Source organism: Pyxidicoccus sp. M6 (assembly GCF_055568925.1).
Window position 1 is genome coordinate 8257802 of sequence record NZ_CM145714.1, and the last position, 16084, is coordinate 8273885.

12 protein-coding genes are annotated in these 16084 nt (G+C 69.0%); 9 read left to right on the top strand and 3 right to left on the bottom strand.

Translation table 11 applies throughout. From position 1 onward, the window contains the following. Positions 1–44 precede the first annotated feature (44 nt). From ACVTJA_RS32320 to ACVTJA_RS32330, 3 genes are all read left to right on the top strand, one after another. Positions 45–1424, top strand: coding sequence for a serine/threonine-protein kinase (locus ACVTJA_RS32320; RefSeq protein ID WP_465825400.1), 1380 nt, complete (start codon positions 45–47; stop codon positions 1422–1424). Positions 1425–1764: 340 nt separating this feature from the next. After that, positions 1765–2250, top strand: coding sequence for an AHH domain-containing protein (locus ACVTJA_RS32325; RefSeq protein WP_465825404.1), 486 nt, complete (start codon positions 1765–1767; stop codon positions 2248–2250). Positions 2251–2252: 2 nt separating this feature from the next. After that, positions 2253–2834 carry an imm11 family protein gene (locus ACVTJA_RS32330; RefSeq protein ID WP_465825405.1) on the top strand — a complete coding sequence of 194 codons (582 nt, stop codon included), beginning with the start codon at positions 2253–2255 and terminating at the stop codon, positions 2832–2834. A 6-nt stretch (positions 2835–2840) separates the two neighbouring features. Here the strand turns inward: ACVTJA_RS32330 and ACVTJA_RS32335 are convergent, their stop codons facing one another. Continuing rightward, a complete protein-coding gene (locus ACVTJA_RS32335; RefSeq protein ID WP_465825406.1) occupies positions 2841–3722 on the bottom strand; it encodes a LysR substrate-binding domain-containing protein in 882 nt (293 codons plus the stop codon). 105 nt (positions 3723–3827) lie between these two features. Between ACVTJA_RS32335 and ACVTJA_RS32340 the strand changes: the two genes are divergently transcribed. Next, positions 3828–4841, top strand: a complete 1014-nt coding sequence (locus tag ACVTJA_RS32340; protein ID WP_465825407.1) for a zinc-binding alcohol dehydrogenase family protein — start codon at positions 3828–3830, stop codon at positions 4839–4841. Positions 4842–4871: 30 nt separating this feature from the next. Here the strand turns inward: ACVTJA_RS32340 and ACVTJA_RS32345 are convergent, their stop codons facing one another. Further along, positions 4872–6251: a sigma 54-interacting transcriptional regulator gene (locus ACVTJA_RS32345; RefSeq protein ID WP_465825409.1), complete on the bottom strand. Its 1380-nt coding sequence runs from the start codon at positions 6249–6251 to the stop codon at positions 4872–4874. A 34-nt stretch (positions 6252–6285) separates the two neighbouring features. Between ACVTJA_RS32345 and ACVTJA_RS32350 the strand changes: the two genes are divergently transcribed. The 3 genes from ACVTJA_RS32350 (at position 6286) to ACVTJA_RS32360 (ending at position 12287) form a co-directional block, all read left to right on the top strand. After that, complete coding sequence (locus ACVTJA_RS32350) at positions 6286–7677, top strand: MBL fold metallo-hydrolase RNA specificity domain-containing protein (RefSeq protein WP_465825412.1); 1392 nt, start codon at positions 6286–6288, stop codon at positions 7675–7677. Between the two features lie 34 nt (positions 7678–7711). Continuing rightward, positions 7712–11446, top strand: coding sequence for an isoleucine--tRNA ligase (gene ileS, locus ACVTJA_RS32355; RefSeq protein ID WP_465825414.1), 3735 nt, complete (start codon positions 7712–7714; stop codon positions 11444–11446). A gap of 112 nt (positions 11447–11558) precedes the next feature. Next, a complete protein-coding gene (locus tag ACVTJA_RS32360) occupies positions 11559–12287 on the top strand; it encodes a hypothetical protein (protein WP_465825417.1) in 729 nt (242 codons plus the stop codon). A 10-nt stretch (positions 12288–12297) separates the two neighbouring features. Here the strand turns inward: ACVTJA_RS32360 and ACVTJA_RS32365 are convergent, their stop codons facing one another. Further along, complete coding sequence (locus ACVTJA_RS32365; protein ID WP_465825421.1) at positions 12298–12435, bottom strand: hypothetical protein; 138 nt, start codon at positions 12433–12435, stop codon at positions 12298–12300. A gap of 89 nt (positions 12436–12524) precedes the next feature. Between ACVTJA_RS32365 and ACVTJA_RS32370 the strand changes: the two genes are divergently transcribed. Next, positions 12525–14222, top strand: coding sequence for an SH3 domain-containing protein (locus tag ACVTJA_RS32370; protein WP_465825422.1), 1698 nt, complete (start codon positions 12525–12527; stop codon positions 14220–14222). A 131-nt stretch (positions 14223–14353) separates the two neighbouring features. Beyond that, positions 14354–16066, top strand: coding sequence for an SH3 domain-containing protein (locus ACVTJA_RS32375; protein ID WP_465825423.1), 1713 nt, complete (start codon positions 14354–14356; stop codon positions 16064–16066). Positions 16067–16084 lie beyond the last annotated feature (18 nt).

Below are 16084 nucleotides of genomic sequence, written 5' to 3' on the forward strand. Positions count from 1 at the left end.
GGCCCGTGCTAGCAGGGGAAGACGACGCGGGAGACGGAGGGTCCATGGCCGGAGCACCCCCACGTGACGACGCAGCGCCCGGAGCTGAGCTCTCCCTGTACGGAGACGCGCTGGAGCCCGGAGCGCTGGTGGGCCCCTGGGTGGTGGAGGCTCGCGTCCATCCCGGCGTCACCGCGTGGCTCTACCGCGCGAGCCACATCTCCACGCGCGCCCCCGCCGCGCTCAAGGTGGTGCGCGAGCAGTTCAACCACGTGAGCGAGGTCCTCCGCCGCTTCAAGCAGGAAGCGGACACGCTTCAAGCACTCCGCCATCCGCACATCGTCGAGGTGCTGGAGTACGGCGAGCTGCGTGACGGCCGGCCGTGGCTCGCGATGGAGTGGCTGGAGGGAGAGAGCGTGGACCAGTGGCTTGCGCACCGGGGCCCCTTCTCCGCCGCAGAGGCACTCACGGTGATGGAGGAGCTCGGCGGAGCGCTGCACCTCGCGCACGGCCGGGGCGTGCTGCACCGCGACCTCAAGGCGCAGAACGTGATGGTCCTCCCGCGAGCGGAGGGCTTCACCGTGAAGCTCGTGGACTTCGGCATCGCACGTGTCCAGCCGCCTGAAGGACTCTCCGGCCTGACGACGGGTGGCGCCGTGCTCGGCACGCCCGTGGCGATGGCTCCGGAGCAGATTCGTGGGCAGGCCGTGGACGCGCGCACGGACCTGTATGCGCTCGGTGTCCTGCTCTACCAGTTGCTCACGGGGCGTCTTCCCTTCGAGGGCACCAGTGCCGTGGAGGTAGAGGAGCAGCATCTGCACGCCCCTCCCCCGCGCCTGGGCGAGCGGGTGCAGGCACCTCCCGCACTGGAAGCCGTGGTGCAGCGCTGCCTCGCGAAGGGCCCCGAGGACCGCTGGCGGGACGTGCCCACGTTCCTCGATGCCCTGCGCGCGGCGCTCGTTCCCGCCACCGCCGTGCCATGGGCCGCGGGCATCTACGTGGACGTGCGGTTCCCGGAGTCACACGAAGAACCCACGGACGAGGAACTCGACGCAAGGGATGCCGCGCTAGACGCGGCCCGTGGCGTGCTCGAAGCCGAGGGGTGGATGTTCGCGCTGGAGGGAGGCAACGCCCTGCTGGCATGGCGCCTGCTGCCCGGTGAAGCCAGTGGAGCCCGAGCGCAATCCGAGAAAGAGGCACGAAGCCACGCGGAAACAGTCCTCACCAGGGCGGTCAAAGCCACCAGCTCCATGGCCGAGGTACGCGTCTACGCGCACGCCGCTCCGAGCGAAGTCACTCCGGATGCCCAGGGACGCCCCCGCCTCACCGGAGGTGAGCTGTTGAAGCTGGAGCGCTGGGCCAGGGGCGGCGCGGCAGGAACGCTAACGTCGATCGGGCTACGATTCGAACGCGCAACTACCGGCACTTCACCTGTCAATTCTTGACCTCCAACGGGAGTGTCGCGCACTGCATGCCTGACTGCCCTGTTAGACAGTTCTCGACTGATGGGCATGAGCGTCTGCTTCCCTCATGCCCGTCATCATTCGAGGCCGCCGAGTCATTTTCCTCCAGTCCAAGCCTGGCGACGGGCCTCAGCCGGTGAAGCTTCCGCCGTGCAAGTACTGCGGGAAGCCAGGACACCCGTTCACGCCGAAATGGGGAAGCCACCTGGGAAACTCGATGTTGCTGAGCAATACCATACTTCAAGGCAGAGAGCCGGAGTGTCACCCCTGGTACACGGGGCGCTGGTCCATCGCCGCGCACCACCTCATCTGCTCGGAAGCCATGGCCGACGACGAGGATTGGGCGACGTACTGCCGGCTATTTGGCTACGACATCAACCGCAGATGGAACGGCGTCATGCTGCCGTCGAGGATGGAAATCGCCTGTCAGCTGCGTGTGCCCCTCCACCGCGGCAATCACGCAGGGGGTTGGGCACATGACGTCCAGATGGCCTACCCGAAGGCTGTGTCCGCCAAGCTCTCGGAGGTGGCTGACCTGATTGAGTCGGGCGCCTTCTGCTCCGAGCCTGACGCGTTGGTACGCGAACTGGACGCGTTGAGTGCGTCCATTCTGGTGAAGGTAGCGAGCTTCACGTGGACGCTGAGCAGCGATGGGCTCGACTATCGCGAGGGCGGAGCCGGGTGCTCGGGCGTGCGCAGCATCACCGACAAGCCTCAGCGCACGTGCCCTCAGCGGCGACGTCATGGGGCAGTGCATGGCGTCAGCCGGAGCCCCCTCGTGCGGCGCGCCCTGGTAGCTGGGGAGTAGCCATGCAGCGCGACTACTTCGTCATCGAGCGGGCCGCGTCCACCGCCCAACCGCTGTTGGGGTGGGCCCAGAGCGCGAGCATGTTCCGCAAGGGCAAGCCGGTGAGCGTGTCCGAGCCGATTCGGCTTCGCCTCGCGGAACCAGTGCCGCCCGCCCCCGTCATGGTGGACCACCACAGCCTGCCGGCGCCGGTAGTGTCGCAGCGCCTCATGCAAGTGCTGGCACAGCTCGAGCTACCCGGTGTCCAACTCGTGCCGGCGGATGTGCCGGTGAGGGAAGCAGTGCTGCGCTACTGGCTGGTGCACGTCTACAACAGGCTGGCCTGCCTGGACCGGCGCCGGTCCGTCTTCACCGCGTCGCCCAGTGGGCTGCTGCTGACGAGTCTGGACTCGCTGGTGCTGGACGAGGACGTGCTGTCGAACATTCCCTTGGAGCAGCGACTCGTCTTCGTACTCGGAGAGTCGACGTCCGTGTACCTCTTCCACCGCACGGTGGTGGACCGGGTGATGAGCCTCACCCCTCCGCCAGAAGGACTGCGCTTCATTTCGGTGCCGGATTGGAACGACTCGACCGGCTTCCGCTGAGCTATCTCACCCCACGAGCCGCGCAGGCTCACTCGGGCGCAGGCTCTCTTCGATGTAGCGCACGAGCGTGGACGTCAGCCGCTTGCGCTCACCACTCTCGCCGAAGATGGCGAGCTCGATATCGCCCAGGTCCGGGAACCCATCCTCGGACGAGAGCGGCACCAGCCCACCCGACACGGCGCTCTCCGGCAGCACAGCCACACCGAGCCCCGCCTGCGCCGCCGCGATGACGCCCATGACGCTCTCGCTCGTGTAGATGACGCGCCACGGCCGGCCGATGGACTCCAGCGCCGCGAGCCCGCGCGAGCGGAAGACGCACGACGGCGGCAGCGAGCACAGCGGCAGCGCGGACTCCGCGTCAGGCCGGAACCACTGCGCCGCCGCCCACCGCAGCCGCTCGCGCCGCACGACGCGACCTCCCTGGCGCGGGTGGTCCCTCCGGGCAATCGCCACATCCAGCTCGCCGCGTTCGAGCAGCTCGAACAGGTTGTCGTTCAGCCCGACCTTCACCTGGATATGCACGCGCGGATACGCCTGCGTGAAGCGCGACAGCACGCGAGGCAGGTGGTGCGGCACGAAGTACTCCGCGACCCCGAGCCGCAGCTCGCCCTCGTTGTCCGGCTCGCTGAAGCGCTGAACCGTCTCGTCATTCAGCTTGAGAATCTGCCGCGCATAGCTCAGCAGCAGCTCCCCATCCCGAGTCAGCACCGGCGAGCGGCTGCTCCGGTCGAACACCTGCCGCTCCAGCAGGTCCTCCAGCCGCTTGATGCGGATGCTCATCGCCGCCTGCGTCCGTCCGAGCCTCGCTCCGGCGGCGGTGAACCCACCCGCGTCCACCACCGTCACGAACGCCCGCAACAGCTCCATGTCCAGGTCGGTGTAGCGCACCCCTTCGATATGCGTCCCTTATCCTGAGCATGTCAACTATCAATGGCCGCTATCACGCGAAGACCCCCATTCTTCCGCCCGAACGCTGTCCCCCCGAGGAAGAACATGAAAGCCATCGCCTACCGCCAGTCGCTGCCCATCGAGCACCCCGAGAGCCTCATCGACATCGAGCTCCCCACCCCGAAGCCCACGGGGCGCGAAATCCTCGTCCGCGTCGAGGCCATCTCGGTGAACCCGGTGGACTACAAGATTCGCAAGAACGTCGACCCGAAGGGGCAGAACAAGGTGCTCGGCTGGGACGCGGCGGGCACCGTCATCGCCGTGGGCCCGGACGCCACGCTCTTCAAGCCGGGCGACGAGGTCTACTACGCGGGCGCGCTGGAGAAGCCCGGCACCAACATGCAGCAGCACCTGGTGGATGAGCGCATCGTCGGCCGCAAGCCGAAGTCGCTCACCTTCGCCCATGCCGCCGCGATTCCGCTCACCGCCATCACCGCGTGGGAGCTGCTGTTCGACCGGCTCCGTATCCGCATCGGCAAGCCGCTCGACGCAGGCTCCGTGCTCGTCCTCGGTGGCGCGGGCGGCGTGGGCTCCATCGCCATCCAGCTCGCGCGGCGCCTCACGGGCCTGACGGTGTTCGCCACCGCGTCCCGCGCCGAGTCCGAGAAGTGGGTCCGCGACATGGGCGCGCACCACGTCATCGACCACACGAAGCCCTGGGTGGAGCAGGTGAAGGCCGTGGCGCCGCGAGGCGTGGACTACGTGCTGGGCCTCACGCACACGGAGCAGCACTTCGACTCCATCGTCGATGCGATTGCCCCCCAGGGCGCGCTCGGCCTCATCGACGAGTCGTCCACCCCGCTGCCCATCCTCAAGCTCAAGTCCAAGAGCATCTCCATCCACTGGGAGCTGATGTTCACCCGCCCCCGCTGGGAGACGCCGGACATGATTGCGCAGCACCACCTGCTCAACGAGGTGGCGGACCTGGTGGACGCCGGAGTCCTGCGCACCACGCTCACCGCCGACTACGGCGCCATCAACGCCGCCAACCTGAAGCGTGCGCACGCGCAGGTGGAGAGCGGGCGCACCATCGGCAAGATTGTCCTCAGCGGCTTCTGACCGCGACAGGCCTCACCTTCCGGCGCGGGCTCAGGTGCGCAGCCCGTGCCGGCGCAACAGCCGGTACAGGTACACGCGGTCCATGTCCGCGGCGGTAGCGGCCTGCGACACCTTGCCGCCGTGCAGCTTGAGGAGCGCGTCGAGGTACTCGCGCTCGAACGCCTCCAGCGCGCGGCGGCGGGCCTCGGCGTAGGGCTGCTTCGGGTCCACGAGGCTGCGCAGCACGCCCTGCGGATTCACGTCCTCGGTGGCCGGAGGCATGGCGTCCTGGAAGACGAGGCAGCGCTCCAGGTGGTTGCGCAACTCGCGCACGTTGCCGGGCCAGGCCGCGTGCTGGAGCTGGGCGATGAACTCCGGAGTGCTCAGCGCCTCCACCTGCGCGGCGTCCGCGCCGAAGGCCGCGAGGATGCGCTGGGCGATGAGCGGGATGTCCTCGGGCCGCTCGCGCAGCGCGGGGATGAGGATGCGCACCACCGCGAGCCGGAAGAACAGGTCCGGCCGGAAGCGGCCCGCGTTCACCTCCGCGCGCAAGTCCCGGTGCGTGGCGGCGATGACGCGCACGTTGACGGGCTGGTACGCGTTGGCGCCCAGGCGGCGAATCTCGCGGTCCTCCAGCACGCGCAGCAGCTTCGGCTGGAGCTCTGCGGGCAGCTCGCCAATCTCGTCGAGGAAGATGGTGCCGCCGTCCGCCTCCTCGAAGGCGCCCACGCGGCGCTGGAGCGCGCCGGTGAAGGCGCCCTTCTCGTGACCGAACAGCTCACTCTCCAGCAGGTTGCCGGGGATGGCGCCGCAGTCCACGGTGAGGAATGGCCCCGACGCGCGAGCGCTCGCGCGGTGGATGGCCAGCGCCGCGCGGCTCTTGCCGGTGCCCGTCTCCCCTTCCAGCAGCACGGTGGCGTCGCTAGCGGCGGCGCGCTCCATCAGCGCGAAGCTGGCGCGCGTCACCGCGGCATGGCCCACCAGCTCGCCGAAGGTGGTGCGCTCGGAGATGAGGAGCCGGTTGCTCTCGGAGCTGAAGTCGAAGCGCACGCTGACACGGCCCAGGCGCAGCACGCTGCCGCCGCGCAGCCACGCCTCGCGCACGTGGACGCCGTCGAGCACCGTGCCGTTGCGGCTGTCCAAATCACGCACGCGCGCGCCGTCGCGGTCGACCTTCACCTCGCAGTGGAAGCGCGACACGGTGGGCTCGTCGAGGACGAGGTCATTGAGCGCGTGCGAGCCGATGGAGAAGGTGTCCGCGTTGGAGTCCTTGGCGTGGCCGGGTTGCGGGCCTTCGAGGACGGTGAAGCGGAAGCGGCGGACGGCGCCGGAGAAGCCCGGCCGGCCCTCGCCGATGGGCCGGGTCTGCTGGACGTCCTCGGAGCCTTCGGGTGGCCGGCCCGCTCCCGAAGGTCGCTCGGAGTTGCTCATGGGCGACACACGTTATCACGCTAGAGTGGGGCCCATGGCCTCCCTCCATTTCCTCGGTGCCGCCGGTACGGTGACCGGCTCCAAGTTCCTCCTCGAGCACGACGGCTGGAAGGTGCTCGTGGACTGCGGTCTCTTCCAGGGGCAGAAGGAGCTCCGTCGGCGGAACTGGCAGCCGCTCCCCTTCCCGCCTTCCCAACTGGACGCCATCGTCCTCACGCACGCTCACATCGACCACACGGGGGGCCTGCCCAGGGTGGTACGCGACGGCTACAAGGGCCCCGTGTACGCCACCTCCGGCACGCGCGACCTGGCGGCCCTGCTGCTGCCGGACTCGGCACACCTGCAGGAGGAGGAGGCGCGCTATGCGAACAAGGAGGGCTTCTCCAAGCACCACCCCGCGCTGCCGCTCTACACGGTGTCGGACGCGGAGCGGGCGGTGGGGCTCCTGGAGACGTTCGGCTACGAGCGACCGAAGGAAATCCTCCCGGGCATCACCCTGACCTTCTACCGGGCGGGCCACATCCTCGGCTCGGCTGTGTGCGTCTTCGACCTGAAGAGCACGCGGCAGCGCGTGGTGTTCACTGGAGACCTCGGCCGCTACGAGGCGCCCATCCTGAGAGACCCGCAGAGCGTGGCCTCGGCGACGACGCTGGTGGTGGAGAGCACCTACGGGGACCGGCAGCACGGCGAGACGAACCCGATGGAGGCGCTGGCCGAGGTGGTGCGTGGCACCTTCGAGCGCGGCGGCGTGCTGGTGATTCCCGCCTTCGCGGTGGGCCGTACACAGGAGCTGCTCTACTTCCTGCGCCAGTTGGAGGACGAGAAGCGCATCCCGGTGGTGGACGTGTTCGTGGACTCGCCGATGGCGTGTGACGCGACGCCCATCTACCTGGCGCACTCCGAGGAGCACGACCTCGTCATGAGGTCGCTGGTGGAGCGCGGGGCGTCTCCGCTGGCCACGCGGCGCACGAAGTTCGTGACGTCGCCCAACGAGAGCAAGCGGCTGAACATGCACGAGGGCCCGGCGATCATCATCTCCGCGTCGGGCATGGCCACGGGCGGGCGCGTGCTGCACCACCTGAAGCACCGGCTCCCGGACCCGAACAACACGGTGCTGTTCGTGGGCTACCAGTCGGTGGGCTCGCGCGGGCGGCGGCTGTTGGATGGCGAGAACGAGGTTCGCATCCACGGGCAGATGGTGCCGGTGGGGGCGGAGATTCGCTCGGTGAGCGGCTTCTCCGCACACGCGGACTGGACGGAGACGATGCGCTGGATGGAGGGCTTCGAGTCGCCTCCCCGACAGACGCTCCTCGTCCACGGCGAGCCCGAGGCCCTGGAGGGCCTCCGCCAGCGCGTCCAGGCCAAGGGTTGGAAGGCGTACGTGCCGGGGTACCTGGAGAAGGTGGAGCTGGAATTGGTTGCGTAGTGCGCCCTGAGCCCGGTGCTATCTTCCGCGCGCCATGGCTCAGCCCCTCTTTTCCTCGGTCTCCAACGAACTCGACTTCCCCGCCGACGAGCGCCGCATCCTTTCCTTCTGGAAGGAGCGGCGAATCTTCGAGCGAACGCTCGAGGGCCGCGAGGGGGCCCCCAGCTTCGTCTTCTACGAGGGCCCGCCCACCGCGAACGGCCTGCCGCACAACGGCCACGTCCTCACCCGCGTCATCAAGGACCTCTTCCCCCGCTACCAGACGATGCGCGGGCACTACGTCCCCCGCAAGGCCGGCTGGGACACCCACGGCCTGCCCGTGGAGGTGGAGGTCGAGAAGGAACTGCGCATCCACGGCAAGGCCGAAATCGAGCGCTACGGCGTGGAGCCCTTCACCGAGCGCTGCATCGAGTCCGTCTTCCGCTACACCACCGAATGGGAGCGCCTCACCGAGCGCATCGGCTTCTGGGTGGACCTCAAGACGGCCTACGTCACCTACCACCGCAGCTTCGTGGAGAGCGTGTGGTGGGCGTTGGCCGAGCTGTACAAGAAGGGCCTGCTCTACCAGGGCCACAAGGTGGTGTGGTGGTGGCCGCAGGGCGGCACCGCGCTGAGCGCCGCCGAGGTGGGCCTCGGCTACAAGACGGTGGACGACCCGAGCGTCTATGTCGCCTTCCCGCTGCGTGACGCGCCGGACACCTCGCTCCTCATCTGGACGACCACGCCCTGGACGCTGCCGTCCAACATGTACGCGGCCGTCAACCCGTCCGTGGACTACGTCACCGTGGACACGGGGGACCGCAAGCTCATCCTCGCCGCCGCGCTGCGCGAGGAATTGGCGAAGAAGCTCAAGAAGGACCTGCCCGTGCTCGCCACGCAGAAGGGCAGCGCGCTGGTGGGCAAGCGCTACACCCCGCCCTTCGACCTCTACTTCAAGCGCGCCGGCAACACGGAGCTGCCGCTGAAGGACGGCGGCAAGGATGCGATGGCGTGGCGCGTGGTGGGCGCGGACTACGTCACGCTCGACAGCGGCACGGGCATCGTCCACACCGCGCCGGCCTTCGGCGAGGACGACTACGAGACGTTCCGCCGGGACAGGCAGCGTTTCGCCAACCCGGACGCGCTGGAAATCTTCTGCGCGGTGAAGCCGGACGGCACCTTCGTGGAGGACGTGCCGTTCGTCGCCGGCCGCTTCGTGAAGGACGCGGACAAGGACATCCAGCGCAACCTCAAGGAGCGCGGGCTCCAGCTGCTCGCCGAGCAGTACAAGCACGAGTACCCGTTCTGCTGGCGCGCGGACAACGACCCGCTCATCCAGTTCGCCCGGCCCGCCTGGTACATCCGCACCACGTCGGTGAAGGACAAGGCCATCGCCAACAACCGCGCCGTCAACTGGGTGCCCGAGCACATCAAGGAGGGCCGCTTCGGCGACTTCCTCGCCAACAACGTGGACTGGGCCCTCTCGCGCGAGCGCTACTGGGGCACGCCGCTGCCGCTGTGGATTCACTCGGAGACCGGTGAGGTGGAGGCGATTCCCTCGCTCCAGGCCCTGCGTGAGAAGCCGGGCAACAACCTGGCCGAGGTGGAGGCGGAGCTGAAGGCCTTCCTCGCCGGCAAGCCGCACGAGGCCAACACCGAGCACCTCATCGTCCACAAGCCGTGGATCGACAAGGTGACGTACCAGAAGCCCGGCACGTCGGGACGCTTCGCACGCGTGCCCGAGGTCGTCGACGTGTGGTTCGACTCGGGCTGCATGCCCTTCGCGCAGTGGGGCTTCCCGCACGCGCCGGGCTCGCGCGAGACGTTCAACCGCACCTTCCCCGCGGACTTCATCTCCGAGGCCATCGACCAGACGCGCGGCTGGTTCTACTCGCTGCTGATGGTGAGCACGCTCGTCTTCGACGAGGAGACGCAAGCGCGCATGGGCGTCACGCCCCCGCGCGGCTGGCCGCAGCCGTACAAGAACTGCATCGTGCTCGGGCACGTCTCGGACAAGGACGGCAAGAAGGAGTCCAAGTCCAAGGGCAACTACACCCCGCCGGAAATCATCCTCGATGAAGTCCGCATGGACTTCGCGGTCCTGACGGCCGCGGAGGCCGGCATGCCCGGCGAGCCCGGCGTGGCGCTCATCGCCCGCGAGGACCTGGAGGGACTCGACCTGCAGGAGGGCGCGAAGGTGCAGCTCTTCCGCCCGGACCGGCCGGACAGCGCCATCACCGTCACGCTGAAGGTGCACAAGAAGCTCAAGCGCCGCGTGGCGCTGCTCGCTCCGGTGGAGCTGCAGGCGCTCGGCGTGGCGCCCTCCGCTCGCGGGGCGGACGTCATGCCGGTGGAGGTGCCCCGGCTCGCTCCTTCCGAGCGCGTGGTGCTGAAGGACCCGACCTCCCGCGCGCCCGGCGCGGATGCGTTCCGCTGGTTCTTCTACGCGGCGAGCCCGTCGTGGTCCAACACGCGCCACTCGCTGGCGAACGTGCGGCTCCTGCAGAAGGACTTCCAGGTCAAGCTGCGCAACGTCTACTCGTTCTTCACCATCTACGCGAACATCGACGGCTTCAACCCGGCGGCGGGCAATGCGGACGCCACCGAGGCGCCGTGGAAGGCAGTGCGGAAAAGCCAGGGCTGGCGCGAGGTAAAGGAGCGCTCCGTCCTCGACCGGTGGATTCTCTCGGAGGTGCAGTTCGCCCTCCGCGAGGTGTCGAAGGCCCTGGACACGTACCAGGTCTATGACGCGGCCCAGCGGATGGTGGCGCTCGTGGACGCGCTGTCCAACTGGTACGTGCGCCGCGGCCGTCCGCGCTACTGGGCGCCGGGCTTCGAGCAGGACAAGCGGGACGCGTACTTCACGCTGTACGAGGCGCTCACCACCATCGCCGCGATGTCCGCGCCGTTCATCCCCTTCTTCGCGGACGAGCTGTGGAGCAACCTCGTTCGCAATCCGTGGCCGAAGTCCCAGCCGGAGAGCGTGCACCTGGCGGGCTTCCCGGAGGTGGACGAGCGCCTGATGGACGAGGGGCTCGCGGCGGAGATGGGCGCGGTGCGCGAGCTGGTGTCGCTGGGCCTCAAGGTGCGCACGGACAACAAGCTCAAGGTGCGCCAGCCGCTGTCGCGCGCGGACGTCATCCTCGCGCGCAAGGAGCTGACGGAGCGCGTGGCGATGTACCGAGAGTTGATTGCGGACGAGCTGAACGTGCACGAGGTGCGCTTCCTGGAGCCGGGCAGCAAGGAGGCGGACGTGGTGCGCTACCGCGTGCGTCCCAACCTGCGCGCGGTGGGCAGCCGGCTCGGGCCCAAGCTGGCGCCGGTGCGCAAGGCGTTCGACTCGGCGGATGGGCGCGCGCTGCACGGCGAGCTGCTGCGCACGGGCCGCGTGGCGATGAACGTGGCTGGCGAGGACATGGTGTTCCCGGCGGAGGAGCTGGAGACGCTGGTGGAGGCCACGCCGGGCTACGCGGCGGCGGGCGCGGGCGTCGGCGTGGTGGTGCTGGCCACCGAGCTGACGGAGGCGCTGGTGGACGAGGGCCTCGTGCGCGAGCTGCTGGCTCGCGTGCAGGGCGCGCGCAAGGACATGGAGCTCGGCTACACGGACCGCATCCGGCTGTGGGTGGACGGTGACGCCCGCGTGAAGCGCGTGACGGACGAGGCCCGCGACCTCATCTCCCGCGAGACGCTGGCGGCGGAAATCCACGTCGGCCCCGAGGGGCTCACGGGCAAGGAGGAAGAGGTCAGCCTCAACGGCCTGCCCGCGCGCATCCGCGTCGAGCGAGGCTGAACGCGGCACGAGGCATGAGGGTGGACGCCTGACGTAGCGGCCGGATTCGTCCGGGCGCATGGAACCGTGAAGGGCCCGCGAGCGTCCTGGAAGGCACTCGCGGAGGTCCATCGTGCTGCCCACCCTCGTGCTGAGCCTTCTCGCCGCGACGTCCGTGCCGGCGTTGGAGGTCGAGGTCTTCGTGCCGCTGTGCGACAACGCCTTGATTGCCTGTGGCCGTAGCGCCGCGGGAGCTCCCCGCGCCCTGGAGACGAACCTGTACTGGGGCGCGGCTTACGGCGCGGAGCGCTTCCTCTCCCGGGCCCCCGGGTTCCGGGTTCAAAGCCGCGATGATGGCCCTGCGGGCTCTGCGGTGCTGCGCGAACTCGTCATCGAGCGGGCTGCCTCCCACGGCGAGCGGGCCGTCCGGCTCAAGCTTCATGCCTATGCGGGAGACCGCATCGACGATGCGCTGGAGGCTTTCCTGCGCGCCGCCGCAGGAGCGAGCCAGTCTGACCTCGTGGTCTGGGCCGGACATGACCGGCTCATGGACCGGGCCGCGCCGACAATCCAGCCCCTCCCGGGCGCCACGCCGAAGCCCGTCGTGGTCCTGGCCTGCATGAGCGAGCAGTTCTTCGGACCGGTGCTGCAGTCACTCGGGGTTCGGCCCGTCGTCCTCACCCGGACGCTGATGGCGCCCGAGGCCTACCTTCTCGAAGCATTGGCTTCCGCCATTGCACGGCACGGTCTCTCGGAAGTAGCCGCAGTGCGCACCGCGCTCGTGGACGCCTACGCCCGATACCAGCGAATCAGCCCCCGTGCGGCCAGTTCGGTGTTTTCCAAGGTGCACGAAGGGAAGTAGCCCGGTATGCCTACCCGATGGTGAGCAGCCCGATGGTCCCGGGCTGAACCTGCCCGAGCCATTCCCGAGCCTGGGCCAGGGCCGCCTTGATGGCCTCGATGTGCATGGGGTCGGCGCTTCCGTGCTCCGACTCCAGGAACTCAGCCACCTCCTGCGGATTTAACTCCGTTTAATTCAACCCGAGCCGGGTCTGCTGCGACACATGGATGGAAGCTCCCGTCCGAGAGGTCGCCCGCGATGATTCAGCTCACCCGCACCCCGCCGCCACCCCAGCCCCTCCGCAAGGAGCCCACGCCCGCCCCGGCTCCTCCGGCGCCGAAGCCCGTGGCGGTGCCTCAGCAGCGCGCGAGCACGTTCGAACAGGCGGCGCCCGTGCCCCAGCCGGTGGCCAGCAACCTCCACACGGAGACGCTGGGCGACGGCCAGGCCAACTGCCTGGAAAAGGCCGTGGGCCTCGCCCGCCCGGGCGATTCCATCATCCTCCTCAACGATTCGAGGGATGGCGTCGGCCACGCGCTCGTGCGCAAGCCGGACGGCTCCGTGGTGGACCCCAACCACCCCGAGGTGCGTTACGAGACGCTGGGCCAGTGGCAGGCCCTGCACCCCAGCTACACCCAGCCCGTGTCCGTCCCCGCCGCCCAGGTGCGGCAGGTGCTCTCCGTGCCTCCCGGCGAAACGCGCGAGGCGCTCATCCGGAGCCTCGGGTTGTCCGGCGTCGCGAGCCGGCAGGTGGCGGACGATGAGCGCTGGGTCTCTCCCTCCGGCGGCGTCAACATCCGCGGTGGCCCGGGCACCAACAACGGAGTCATCGCGGGCCAGGGCGCGGGCGACAAGATGCGGGTGCTCGGGCAGAACGAGGACGGCACCTGGCTGAACGTGGAGCTCCAGGACGGCACCGTGGGCTGGGTGTCCGCGTCGCTCGTCACGGATACCACCGCCCCGGAACCCCCTCCTCCGCCGCGCTTCCCCGAATGGATGGTGGAGGGCACCCGGCCTCCCGACCTGGACCCGCACCTCTGGAACGCCATGGGCCAGGAGGGCCAGGAGCGCTATATCCGGGAGCAGCGCGAGCGGGCCGTCGCCCAGGACTGGCCGATGCCGGACTTCGACGTCAACGGCCCACCGCCACCCAACATCGACGTGCGGACGTGGCACCACCTGCCGCCCGAGGACCGGCAGGCCATCTTCCAGGAACAGTGGCAGGCAGCCATCCGCGAGCAGACGGACCTCCTCTTCAACGGCATCCCCGAGGGCGGCGTGAGCGTGCAGCATCCCTTCCTCGGCGCGGACAGCGAGCTGGGCCGGGGACAGGTGGGCCAGTGGAGCCGCTACGCGGTGCAGGCGGGCTCCGCCGCGCAGTACTTCAACCTGCAGAAGGTCTTCGGCGAGGGCTGGCCCACGACGCACTACAACCTGTGCGGCCCGCTCGCGGTGGGGGCCTCGCTCGGCCTGACGCCGCAGCAGGCGCTCCGGCTCTTCAAGGACTCCGACGGAGCCAACAGCGAGAGCGCGCTCAAGAGCCGCACGACGACGTCCGGTTCGCAGCTGATGAAGATGTACGAGGCCGCGGGCTGGACGTCGGAGTACCAGGCGAACCAGCTCCCCGAGCCGCGAGAAATGGCGCAGCTCCTCGCTGACGGTAAGCAGCTCATCGCGCTGGTGAACATCGACACCAAGGGCGCGGACGGGATGCTGCGCGACTACGACGACAGCACGAAGCAGGTGGCGCACTGGGTGAACGTGCGCGCGGTGGAGGAGACCGCCAGCGGAGAGTGGATGGTCCGCGTCTACAACCCCTTCGAGAACCGCGAGGAGGTCTACTCGTGGGACGAGTTCCAGGAGTCGTGGAACAAGACGGGCGGCGTCGACGAGGAGGGCAACTCCTGGTTCAACCAGCCCTACGGCCTGGTCGTCGCCACGCCTCCAGAGGAGTAACGGGGCTCGCGCGCTACCGCTCCGGGCGGAGATGGCGCTCATGTATCGCGGATTTAACTCGGCTTAATTCACCCTGCTCCGGGCTCGTTGCGACAACTGGATGAGAGGTTTTCAGCCAGAGGTCGCCAGCGATGATTCAGTTTCCCCGCGTCCCGACGACGTCCCAGTCCGCCCGCAACGAGCCCGAGCCCGCCCCGGCCCCTCCGCCGCCTCCTCCCCCACCGCCGCCCGCTCCGCCGAAGGACGTGAGCACCTTCGAGGCTCGCGGCCCCGGGAAGCCGGTGGCCAGCAACCTCCACACGGAGAAGCTGGGGGACGGCAACGCCAACTGCCTGGAGAAGGCCGTGGGCCTCGCCCGTCCAGGGGACACGCTCGTCCTGCTCAACGACTCGCGCGACGGCATCGGCCACGCGCTGGTGCGCAAGCCGGACGGCTCCGTGGTGGACCCCAACCACCCCGAGGTGCGCTACCAGACGCTGGGCCAGTGGCAGGCCCTGCACCCGAGCTACACCCAGCCCGTGTCCGTTCCGGCGGCCCAGGTGCGGCAGGTGCTGTCCACGCCTCCGGGCGAGAAGCGCGAAGCCCTCATCCAGAGCCTTGGGCTGTCCGGCGTGGCGAACCGACAGGTGGCGGACGGTGAGCGCTGGGTCACCCCGACGGATACCATCAAGGTTCGCAGCGGGCCGGGCACCGGCAACGAGAAAATCGGGAGGCAGACCCCCACGGACAAGATGCAGGTGCTCGGTCAGAACAAGGACGGCACCTGGCTGAACGTGAGACTCCAGGATGGCACCGAGGGCTGGGTGTCCGCGACGTACGTCAAGGACACCTCCGCGCCCCTGCCCCCTCCTCCTCCGCGCTTTGACGACTGGCTCGTGCGGGGCACCTGCCCTCCCCACGTGGCCCCCGACACCTGGGAGAAGCTGTCCCCGAAGGAGCAGGCGGAGCGCATCCAGGCCGAGCGCGAGAAGGCGGTGGCCGAGGCCTGGCCGCAGCCGGACTTCGACGTCAACGGTCCACCGCCGCCATCCATCGATGCGCAGACGTGGCACCACCTGCCCCCCGAGGACCGTCAGGCCATCTTCCAGGAGCAGTGGCAGGCCGCCATCCGCGAGCAGACGAACCTGCTCTTCAACGGCATCGACCCGGGTGGCGTGCGCGTGGAGCACCCCTTCCTCGGCGTGGACAGTGAGCTGGGCCGGGGGCGGGTGGGCGAGTGGAGCCGCTACGCCGCGCAGGGCGGCACCGCCGCGCAGTACTTCAACCTGCAGGAGGTCTTCGGCAAGGGCTGGCCCACGGTGCACAACAACCTGTGCGGGCCGCTCGCGGTGGGGGCCTCGCTCGGCCTGACACCGCAGCAGTCGCTGCGACTCTTCAAGGACTCCGATGTCGCAAACAACAGCGAGGGGGCGCTCAAGAGTGGCACGACGACCGACAAGCTCCAGTTGATGGAGATGTACGGCGCCGCCGGCTGGACGTCGGAGTACTCGAGGGACATCCCCCTGAATCCGTGGGAGCTGGCGCAGCACCTCACCGACGGCAAGCAGCTCATCGCGCTGGTGAACATCGACACCAAGGGCGTCGACGGCAAGCTGCGTGACTTCAACGACAAGAACAGCGTGAAGAAGGTAGCGCACTGGGTGAACGTGCGCGCGGTGGAGCAGACCGGCAGTGGCGAGTGGATGGTGCGCGTCTACAACCCCGTCCAGAACAGCGAGGAGGTCTACTCCTGGGACGAGTTCCAGGCGTCGTGGCGCACGACGTCGGGCGGTGTCGATGCGAACAAAAACACCATCTACAACGGGCAGTACGGCCTGCTCATCGCCACGTCTCCCGCGGAGTGACGAATTGACGCGTCGCGA

Excerpts from the sequence above, each read along its gene's own strand:
- ACVTJA_RS32325 (WP_465825404.1), top strand. The coding sequence starts at position 1,765 with ATGGCCGACGACGAGGATTGGGCGACGTACTGCCGGCTATTTGGCTAC.
- ACVTJA_RS32340 (WP_465825407.1), top strand. The coding sequence starts at position 3,828 with ATGAAAGCCATCGCCTACCGCCAGTCGCTGCCCATCGAGCACCCCGAG.
- ACVTJA_RS32375 (WP_465825423.1), top strand. The coding sequence starts at position 14,354 with ATGATTCAGTTTCCCCGCGTCCCGACGACGTCCCAGTCCGCCCGCAAC.
- ACVTJA_RS32370 (WP_465825422.1), top strand. The coding sequence starts at position 12,525 with ATGATTCAGCTCACCCGCACCCCGCCGCCACCCCAGCCCCTCCGCAAG.
- ileS (WP_465825414.1), top strand. The coding sequence starts at position 7,712 with ATGGCTCAGCCCCTCTTTTCCTCGGTCTCCAACGAACTCGACTTCCCC.
- ACVTJA_RS32330 (WP_465825405.1), top strand. The coding sequence starts at position 2,253 with ATGCAGCGCGACTACTTCGTCATCGAGCGGGCCGCGTCCACCGCCCAA.
- ACVTJA_RS32350 (WP_465825412.1), top strand. The coding sequence starts at position 6,286 with ATGGCCTCCCTCCATTTCCTCGGTGCCGCCGGTACGGTGACCGGCTCC.
- ACVTJA_RS32345 (WP_465825409.1), bottom strand. The coding sequence starts at position 6,251 with ATGAGCAACTCCGAGCGACCTTCGGGAGCGGGCCGGCCACCCGAAGGC.
- ACVTJA_RS32320 (WP_465825400.1), top strand. The coding sequence starts at position 45 with ATGGCCGGAGCACCCCCACGTGACGACGCAGCGCCCGGAGCTGAGCTC.